This is a genomic window from Corynebacterium sp. HMSC070E08 (assembly GCF_001808895.1).
In the GTDB taxonomy this organism is placed as follows: Bacteria; Actinomycetota; Actinomycetes; order Mycobacteriales; family Mycobacteriaceae; genus Corynebacterium; species Corynebacterium hiratae.
The window spans coordinates 23,893-32,302 of sequence record NZ_KV794766.1 but is presented as its reverse complement, the minus strand read 5'-3'; the positions used below and the strand labels follow the sequence as shown (position 1 = coordinate 32,302).

Here is an 8,410-nt window from a genome sequence, read left to right as displayed (position 1 = left end):
ACCCTTCGGCACTAATTTGAGCCAAGTCAGGTTAGTGTTCGCGTCGCTCCCTGCGGCGCCATTCACGCGTATGGCACCGTAGGGGCGTCGCCAAGCGCCCGCTCCCCCTCTCCGCCCGCCCAGCACCCACCCCAAACGCCAACAACCCCCGCCTCCTCACATGGTCTCCCATGTGTGTTTGGAGGTGGGGGTTGTGGTGGTGTCAGTACAGAAACTTAGGCGTTCAACGGCCTAGGAGGTGCCTAGTTGATGCGGCCGGTTTCCTTGCGGTACTGGCGGTAGTAGCGGCGGCCATACTTGACGGAGACGATAGCCAGGATGGCTACGACGACGCTGGCGATGGCGCCCACAATCAGGTTGATCTGGTAGTCAGCACCGGCGGTGCCCTGCGGGTACAGCTTGGTGCCGAAGCCCCAGATCAGGATGCCCAGCGCCGGCAGGATCGAGAGAACCAAGCCCATGCCCACCCAGGTGGAGGTGCGCAGCAAAGAAGAGTGCGGTGCACTGTAAGAAACGGGGTCATATCCCTCGATGTAGGAGTCCTGAATCTTACCGGAGAACTCCGGGTAGGTCTCGCTGTGGTGATCAGCAACTGCCGGGTTGAGGTCGCTCATGGCTGAAACTTTCTCTCGTTCCTGTTAATCCTGTGAATGACTATAGCTTAGTCGTCCTTGCCGCGGAAAGCAGCACGTGCACGTTCGCGGGTAACCGCGGAAACCGCGGTCAGCGGCACACCAGCCGGGCAGACGTCGGCGCACTCGCCGTAGAGCGAGCAGTGGCCGAAGTTCTGCTCCAGATCGTCCACCATGTTGCGTGCGCGGCGTCCACGCTCTTCCTTGCCCAGCGGCATGAGGGAGAGGTGAACCAGCTTGGCGCCGGTGAACAGGTGAGCAGCACCGTTCGGGCAGGATGCCACGCAGGCACCGCAGCCGATGCAGGCGGCGTGATCCAGGGCGTACTCGGAGGTCTCGTGGTTGACGTGCAGGGTGTCAGCGTCCGGAGCGGTACCCGCATCCATGGACACGTAGCCGCCCTGCTCCATGACGTGGTCCAGCTTGGCGCGGTCCACGATCATGTCCTTGATGACCGGGTAGGCAGCGGAGCGGAAAGGCTCCAGCTTGATGGTGTCGCCATCCTTGAACTGGAACAGGCGCTGCTGGCAGGCCGGGGTGTTCTGACCCGGGCCATGCGGGCGACCGTTGACCAGGAGGCCACAGGTACCACAGATGCCCTCACGGCAGTCGGAAGCGAATGCGAACGGCTCGGTGCCGGCCTCAATGAGGCCGTCGTTGACGTGGTCGAGCAGCTCCAGAATGGACATCTGCTCGGCGGCGTCGTCAACCTGCACGGTTTCGAACTTGCCTTCTTGCGTCGGTCCGGCTTGACGCCAGATCTCAAGTGTCAGTTTCATTACTTGTAGTTCCTTGTCATCAGCGGGATCGAATCAAAGTACAGCGGCTCAGCGTGGCGGATGAACTCGCCCTCAGCAGCGCCCGGCTCCCATGCGGAAACGAAGCACCAGTTCTCGTCATCGCGCTCGGCCTCGCCGTCCTCGGAGAGGTGGTCCTCGCGGAAGTGAGCACCACAGGACTCGTCGCGGTCAAGGGCGTCAATACACATGAGCTCACCCAGGTCGATGTAGTCAGCAACGCGCAGACCATACTCGAGGACCTGGTTCATGTCGTTAGCGTCACCAGTGATGCGGACGTTAGCCCAGAAGTCCTTGCGCAGTGCGCGGACCTTCTCGATGGCAACCTTGAGGTCCTCGACATTACGGGACACACCACAGCCCCAGTAGAGGATGTCACCCAGCTGGCGGTGGTAGTACGCCGGGCCGTGCGGATCCTCGCCCTGGATGGACATGAGGCGGTCGATGCGAGCCTGTGCGCGAGCAACGGCGTCGTTAGCCTCGGCGGAATCCTCGGCCAGCTTGGCCTCACCCAGGTGGTGAGCCAGGTAGTTCGGGATAGTGAACGGCAGGGTGAACCAGCCATCAACGGAAGCGGACAGCAGGGAGTTAGCACCCAGGCGGTTCGCACCGTGGTAGGTCCAGGAGCACTCACCGGCGGCGAAGAGGCCGTCGATGGCGGTCATCTCGTTGAAGTCCGTCCACAGGCCACCCATGGTGAAGTGGCAGGTCGGAGCGATACGCATCGGGGTCTCATAAGCGGACTCACCGATGGCCTCTTCGTACATCTCGATGAGGTTGGAGTAACGCTCGCGGATCTTGTCCTTGCCCAGACGCTCGATGGCGTCGCGGAAGTCCAGGTACACGGAGTTGTGCAGCGGACCAACGCCCAGACCCTTGTTGATCTGCTGGGAAATGGCACGGGAAGCCACGTCACGCGGGACGAGGTTACCGAAGGCCGGGTAGCGGCGCTCTAGGAAGTAGTCGCGCTCCTCTTCCGGAATCTCGTTAGCAGGACGGTCATCGCCCTCCTTGATCGGAGACCAGATGCGGCCGTCGTTACGCAGCGACTCAGACATGAGGATGGTCTTGGACTGCCACTCGGAATTGACCGGCAGGCCGGTCGGGTGGAACTGGATGAATGCCGGGGAAGCCAGGTAAGCACCAGCCTCGTACGCACGCATCATGGCGCCAGCGTTGGAGTTCTTAGCCAGCGTGGACATGTGGTAGACGTTGCCGTAACCGCCGGTACCGAGGATGACTGCGTGGCCGGTGAAGGCCTTGAGCTCGCCGGTGATGAGGTTACGGGTCACAATGCCGCCGGCACGCTTGGTGCCGTTGTCGTTGTAGGTGATGACGTCCTGCATATCGTGGTGAGCGAAGAGCTCCACGTTGCCCAGGCCAATCTGGCGGTACAGCGCAGAAGTGGTGGACAGCTGCAGCTGCTGGCCTGTTTGACCACGGGTGTAGTAGGTGCGGGAGACCTGCACGCCACCGAAGGAACGGGTAGCCAGGGTGCCGCCGTACTCGCGAGCGAACGGAGCGCCGATGGCGTTCATGTGGTCGATGACGCGGATGGACTCATAAGCCAGGCGCCAGCAGTCGGACTCGCGGCAGCGGTAGTCGCCGCCCTTGACGGTGTCCTTGGTGTGGCGGTAGGCGGAGTCGTTATCCACCTTCTTGTGGCGGGAAGAGTTCACACCACCCTGCGCAGCAATGGAGTGCGCGCGACGCGGGGAATCGTGGTAGGTGAAGACCTTCACCTTGTATCCCAACTCGCCGAGGGCAGCCGCAGCGGAACCAGCAGCCAGGCCGGTACCGACGACGATGATTTCGAACTTACGGCGGTTCAGCGGGGAGACCAGCTCCATGTGGTCCTTCTGGTAGCTCCACATGTCCTTCATCGGGACGCCGTGCGGCTCGTTGGACTCCAGAATGCGGCCCGGCTTAACGCCCGGGACGATGGACTGCGGGTGCGAGAAGTTCGGGTGCTCGCGCTTGAGTTCAGTATTCGCGTTAGTCATGGGTTCAAAACTCCTTTAGCTGACCCAGCCCAGGGCGACGGACAACGGCATAACGATGTTTGCCAGGCACACGACGGCCGGGACGATGTACGCCAGGATGACAAATACCTCGCGCCACTTAGCACCGGTAATACCCAGGTCAGAAGCCGCAAGGCGGATGCCGTGGGTCAGGTGCAGGAAGAGGCAGAGCATGGCGACGATGTAGATGATGGTCACCGGCCAGCGAGAGAAGGTAGCGATCATGTTGGCCTTCACGGCACCATGAGCGAAAGCCTCCGGAGCAATCGGCTGAACACCCATCGTCAGGTCCAAGATGTGGAAGACGATGAACAGGAGCAGCACGACGCCGGTCACCAGCATGGTCTTCGTTGCGAAGGAATCCATGCCGCCCATCAGGTTGGTGCGCTTGAACTTACCGCGGGATGCCTTGGAGCGAGCGGTCAGCGCAAAGGCGCCGTAAATGTGGGCGATCACGCACGCCAGCAAGACGATGCGGATGATCCACAGAAGGTGCCCGCTCGGAATCAGCGGATCACCCATGCTGCGCAGGAATGCGCCGTAGGCATCGATGGCTTCCTCGCCATTGTGGGCCGGCAGGTAGAGCTTCAAGTTGCCGGCCATGTGTCCTACAACGAACAGCGCGAAGAACAGACCGGTAATTGCCATCGTCAGTTTCAAAGCCCAGGACGGAATTCCTGGCTTAGGACGAATCGTTTCATTAGTAATGCGGCCGTGAGCAAGGGCTTCACGGTCAGGATTTTTTACAGACATGACACCTCCATTGTCGCCCTTACCTTACGCAGGACTGCGCGCTGACCACTACTTATCCCTTTGCTTTTAACGCCCCCTCCCCCACCTACAGGCCCCTGACAGAAATGAGTTAAGGCAAGGGTTGCCTTAAGTGTCCCCCGACTTATGCCGGTCTACCTTGATCACTTCGCTTTACGCAATATTAACCTTGCGAAAACATTTCGCGGTTGAGACTTTTGTCACAGGGTGTGACTCGAGTGACGACCCTACCCCTTTAGGTGTCAAACTTTCGCTTGGTACACACCCCTCACCGCCCCTTCACGCCCCGCTAACACCCCCACTTCGCAGCGAAGTTAAAATGCTTCACACATTCCTTGCAAAACTATTGTTATGACCGAAAGGCACTAGGTAACCTAGCTCACATGAGCAAGACATACGTAGGTTCGCGCCTGCGCCAGCTGCGCCGCGAACGTGATCTCAGCCAAGCCTCCCTCGCCGCTACGCTGGGGCTTTCCGCTAGTTACGTTAATCAGATTGAACATGACGTACGCCCCCTCACCGTTCCGGTCTTGCTTAGGATTACTGAAGCATTTGGTGTGGATGCCACTTTCTTTTCCCGTGACGATGACTCGCGGCTACTCGCCGAGATTCAAGATGTCGTCCAGGACCAAGAAATCTGCCCCTCCCCCGTGGAATTACAGGAATTGTCCGAACTGGTTTACAACCACCCCACCGTTGCGCGCACGCTCGTCGACATTCACCGCCGCTACCGCAATATCCGCGACAAGCTTTCCCTCGCCACCGATACCCGCCGCTCCGACGGCAACCAGGCGCTGTCCATGCCGCACGATGAGGTTCGGGATTTCTTCTATGCCCGCCAGAATTATCTCGATGAGTTAGATCAGCATGCAGAGGCGATCTCCGCGGAGCTCGACGTCGTCCCCTTCCACATCCGCGACATCGAACAGGCTCTGGACGACAGACTCACCACCCAGCACGGCGTGGAGATCCTCACCACCGATCGCATGGATGGCACGCTGCACCGCTTCGACAAGGACAGCGGGACCCTTCGCCTTGCCAGCCGGCTGAGCGTCGGCCAGCGCGCCTTCCGCATGGCAGCTGAGCTTGGCTTCCTCGAAGCGGGCGCGCTTTTCGACGAGCTCGTGGAGGAAGAACCGTTTACTTCAGAGGCCTCCATCAACTTGGCCAAGCGGGGTATCGCCAATTATTACGCTGCGGCCACGCTCCTCCCATATGGCCTCATCCATAGCGAAGCCGAACAGTCGGGGTACGACGTGGAATACCTCTGCAATGTCTTCGGAGTGGGCTACGAGACGATTGCCTCCCGCCTCTCCACGCTGCAGCGCCCCAACAAGCGCGGCATCCCCTTTACCTTCGTGCGCGTTGACCGCGCCGGCAACATGTCCAAACGCCAATCCGCCACCGGCGTGCACTTCTCCAACTCCGGCGGCACCTGCCCCCTATGGAATGTGTACGAGTCCTTCTCACACCCCAACACCATTTCCCGCCAGTTGGCGCAGATGCCAGATGGGCGCAATTACCTATGGATCTCACGAACGGTGAGCTACCCACAAGGCCGTTTTGGGGATACGAACAAGCTCTTTTCCATCGGTCTGGGCTGCGAGGCACGCCATGCTAATCGCACCGTGTACGCCCAGGGGCTAGACCTCAATGCCCTTTCCGCCGCCACTCCCATTGGCGCCGGCTGCCGCACCTGCCCGCGCCAGAATTGCTCCCAGCGGGCATTTCCCGCCATTAACGAACAGCTTGTCGTCGACGCCCACCGCTCTGCAGTGGCACCCTATTAACTAAAGCTAGTTAACGGCGTAATCGCACAGGTTTTAAATCATCCATCTTTACGCCGTTAACGCAGATGAATCTTAAAAGCTGGGGAGCACTCTCCATCGAGCGAAAGCCTCCGAAGAAAGATACTGAAGCAAGAAAGGGGCCTACTTAGTGCGATGAGCTGGAATTATGACCCAAACCCTCGGCGCTATACATTGTCCTACAAGCCCCACCCCATGGTTTTCATTGCCAAATCTGATGGATTTTCCCGACTCGGTTGTTCTATCATGGTCAGCGACCGATAATCACCAACAGAAAGGATTATTATTATGTCCAGCTTTGGCGAGAACTTCCTTGGCCAGATCCAGAAGCTCGTGCTGACGATCGTCAACGCACCGTTCGCACTGTCTTCCAAGCTCTTCGGCTAAGGCCAGTCGCGCTTCGGCGCTAAAACCAACACTCCCCCTCACCGCCACCGATTCACGTCGATGGGATGAGGGGGAGTGTTCTTGTTTTAGTTCTTAGAGGTTAATCATGTGGCCGCCGATGCCCTCGGCTGCTTCCTTCATAGCCTCAGACAGCGTCGGGTGAGTGTGAACGTTGCGTCCGATCTCCTCTGCAGTGAGATCGAAGCGCTGCGCCAGGGTCAGCTCCGGCAGCAGCTCGGACACGTTCGAGCCCACCATGTGACCACCAATGAGCTCACCAAACTCGCCGTCGGCGATGAGCTTGACGAAGCCCGCGGTCTCATTCAGACCAGCTGCCTTACCGTTAGCGGAGAACGGGAAGGTAGCAACCTTGATGTCGCGGTCAGCGAACTTCTCACGAGCCTGCTCCTCGGTGTAGCCGAAGGAGGCCACCTGCGGGTTGCAGAAGGTGGCGCGCGGCATGTTCATGTAGTCACCCAGCAGCTGGGTCTCAGCGCCGGCGATGACCTCAGCAGCCACAACGCCCTGCGCCTCAGCCACGTGAGCGAGCTGCAGCTTCGCGGTGACGTCACCAATGGCGTAAATGCCCTCAACGTTGGTGCGCATGTAGTCATCAATAGCGATGGCGCCGCGCTCAGTGAGCTCGACACCGGTGTTCTCCAGGCCGTAGCCCTCGGTGCGCGGGGCGAAGCCGATGGAGACCATGCAGCGATCCACGGTCAGCGTATCGGTCTTGGAGCCGTCCTTGGACTCGACCTCAACGGTGACATTGTCACCGTTATCCGTGATGGCGGTGGTCTTGTAACCAGTCAGGAGCTTCACACCAAGCTTCTTGTATTCCTTGGCGATAGCCTTGGATACATCCTTGTCCTCGTTCGGAAGGACGCGGTCCATGAACTCCACGATGGTCACGTCTACGCCATAGTTGGCCAGAACGTACGCAAACTCCATACCGATGGCGCCTGCGCCAACGATGACCATGGAATCCGGGGCCTCATCGCTGAGGATCTGCTCCTCGAAGGACACGATGTTGCCGCCGATTTCCACGCCCGGAAGGGAACGGACGACGGAGCCGGTGGCGATAATGCAGTTGTCAAAGGTAACGGTCTTACCCTTGTCATCGCCCTCGGTAATCTCGATGGTCTTGGCGTCCTTGAAGGAGCCGAGGCCATTGATCTCCGTAATCTTGTTCTTCTTCATCAGGTAGTGCACGCCCTTGACGATGCCCTCCGAGACCTTGCGGGAGCGCTTGTGCGCAACACCGAAGTCGAAGGAAACATCGCCGGAAATACCAAAGGCCTTCGCCTCATGGTTGAAGGTGTGTGCAACTTCAGCGTTCTTAAGAAGAGCCTTGGACGGGATGCAGCCCACGTTGAGGCAAACACCGCCCCAGTACTGCTTCTCAATAACGGCAACCTTCTTGCCCAGCTGGGCAGCGCGGATGGCGGACACGTAGCCGCCGGGGCCCGCGCCGAGTACTACAACGTCAAAATGTTCATTAGTCACGCCCTATAGGATACGTAACTTTGTGCCCGCTGTCCCACCACCCCCATGCTGTGCTCTCGTATCAGTCCATAACATTCCTGATACGCAAGCCACAGTGCACTGATGCGTAGAGGGCACACAACGCACAAAATAACCCCCAACCACCCGAGGGGGCGATTAGGGGGAGAGAAACGTGGGGCCGCACGCCCCGCAGCTGTTTAGTAAAGACCCCAATCCAGGGCGATCTTGGAGGAAGTAGAGGAGCCGGAGTGAGCGAACTGGCCCAGCACCTGGTTGATGGAAACGAGGATGGTGTCAAAGAGGTTCATTCTTCTTCTTTCTGTTGGTCTTCTAGCAGCCTTCACGGCCTCGTGCGATGTCACTATGCGGCACTGCCACCTTCTGCCTTGCAGGACGGCCGCCGCAGTAACGGTCTCCGCATCTGGTTCGACTAACGAATAGGCCGGACATTGCGTTACATAGCCCACGTTAACGCACGGAAAGATTAT

The 8,410-nt window shown here is 59.3% G+C and carries 6 protein-coding genes; 1 reads left to right on the top strand and 5 read right to left on the bottom strand.

What is annotated here, in order from left to right:
- Nucleotides 1-242: 242 nt before the first annotated feature.
- From HMPREF2526_RS07540 to HMPREF2526_RS07525, 4 genes are read right to left on the bottom strand one after another with little or no spacing between them, the layout of a single operon-like run.
- Nucleotides 243-614: a membrane protein gene (locus tag HMPREF2526_RS07540; RefSeq protein ID WP_049157597.1), complete on the bottom strand. Its 372-nt coding sequence runs from the start codon at nucleotides 612-614 to the stop codon at nucleotides 243-245.
- A gap of 47 nt (nucleotides 615-661) precedes the next feature.
- Nucleotides 662-1,411 (bottom strand): succinate dehydrogenase/fumarate reductase iron-sulfur subunit, encoded by a 750-nt coding sequence (locus HMPREF2526_RS07535; RefSeq protein WP_046647843.1) that lies wholly within the window; start codon nucleotides 1,409-1,411, stop codon nucleotides 662-664.
- On the bottom strand, nucleotides 1,411-3,432 hold the full coding sequence (locus tag HMPREF2526_RS07530; protein ID WP_070546717.1) for a fumarate reductase/succinate dehydrogenase flavoprotein subunit: 2,022 nt from the start codon (nucleotides 3,430-3,432) through the stop codon (nucleotides 1,411-1,413). The genes HMPREF2526_RS07535 and HMPREF2526_RS07530 overlap by 1 nt, the downstream gene beginning before the upstream one ends.
- 15 nt (nucleotides 3,433-3,447) lie before the next feature.
- Nucleotides 3,448-4,203 (bottom strand): succinate dehydrogenase cytochrome b subunit, encoded by a 756-nt coding sequence (locus HMPREF2526_RS07525; RefSeq protein WP_070546714.1) that lies wholly within the window; start codon nucleotides 4,201-4,203, stop codon nucleotides 3,448-3,450.
- Between the two features lie 401 nt (nucleotides 4,204-4,604).
- Here HMPREF2526_RS07525 and ramB point away from each other — a divergent pair, with 401 nt between their 5' ends.
- Nucleotides 4,605-6,011 (top strand): acetate metabolism transcriptional regulator RamB, encoded by a 1,407-nt coding sequence (gene ramB / locus HMPREF2526_RS07520; protein WP_046647846.1) that lies wholly within the window; start codon nucleotides 4,605-4,607, stop codon nucleotides 6,009-6,011.
- A 498-nt stretch (nucleotides 6,012-6,509) separates the two neighbouring features.
- On the opposite strand, the gene lpdA is transcribed toward ramB, so the two are convergent.
- The gene (gene lpdA / locus HMPREF2526_RS07515; RefSeq protein WP_070511293.1) at nucleotides 6,510-7,922 is read right to left on the bottom strand and encodes a dihydrolipoyl dehydrogenase; all 1,413 of its coding nucleotides are present in this window, start codon (nucleotides 7,920-7,922) and stop codon (nucleotides 6,510-6,512) included.
- Nucleotides 7,923-8,410: the final 488 nt, after the last annotated feature.